The following is a 778-nucleotide window of genomic DNA, read 5'->3' on the forward strand; positions in this document are numbered from 1 at the left end:
CGAACAGGACGAACCCCATCAGCGGCGGCAAGCCGTACCAGATGGCGACCAGGGCCATCGCCATCGCCACGCCGCAGGTGATCATCAGGAATTTCGACAGCGGCATGATCATGCCCGACTGGGTTCGCAGCGCGCGAAACCGGTCCGCCGAAAACAGCGGCGTGCCCGCGTCAAGGCCGCGCTCCTTGCGCAGTTGGACGAGCACCTGCTCCTGGCTGATCTTGTTTTCCTGCAGCCTCATGCGCCGGTTGATGGCGGTGCGCTTGTCGCTGCGGCCGGCATAAAGCAGGTAACAGGCCTCGGCGATCAGGATGCCGGTCAGCGCGGCCGCGGCATAGACGACATAGATCGCGCTCATTCCATCGAACACTTGGCTACTCCTGCGGCCGGCCGGGTTCGAAATATCGTCCGGGAAACTCGATGCCCATGGCGCGCAGGTCCTCGAGGAAGCGCGGCCGGATGCCGGTCGCCTCGTAGTGGCCCAGAATCTTGCCGTCGGCCTCCATGCCGGTGCGCACGAAGCGGAAGATCTCCTGCATCTGGATGACATCGCCTTCCATGCCGGTCACCTCGGCGACACTGGTCACCTTGCGCTTGCCGTCGGACAGGCGCGTCAGTTGGACGATCAGGTCGAGCGCGCTGGCGATCTGGCTGCGGATCGACTGCACCGTCATCGGCATGCCGGTCATGCCAAGCATCTGCTCGAGCCGCGAAATGGCGTCGCGCGGCGTGTTGGCATGGATGGTCGCCATCGACCCTTCGTGGCCGGTGTTCATTG

1 protein-coding gene and 1 pseudogene are annotated in these 778 nt (G+C 64.5%); both read right to left on the reverse strand.

Going from position 1 to position 778, the window contains the following annotated elements:
- Positions 1 to 370 (reverse strand): annotated as a pseudogene (locus EN969_RS33615) (type II secretion system protein F); the annotation flags it as partial.
- Between the two features lie 4 nt (positions 371 to 374).
- Positions 375 to 778 (reverse strand): ATPase, T2SS/T4P/T4SS family (locus EN969_RS33620; protein WP_164758775.1); only part of this gene is annotated, 404 nt, incomplete at its 5' end.

This window comes from Mesorhizobium sp. M7A.F.Ca.CA.003.01.2.1 (genome assembly GCF_003998945.1).
Classification (GTDB): domain Bacteria; phylum Pseudomonadota; class Alphaproteobacteria; order Rhizobiales; family Rhizobiaceae; genus Mesorhizobium; species Mesorhizobium ciceri.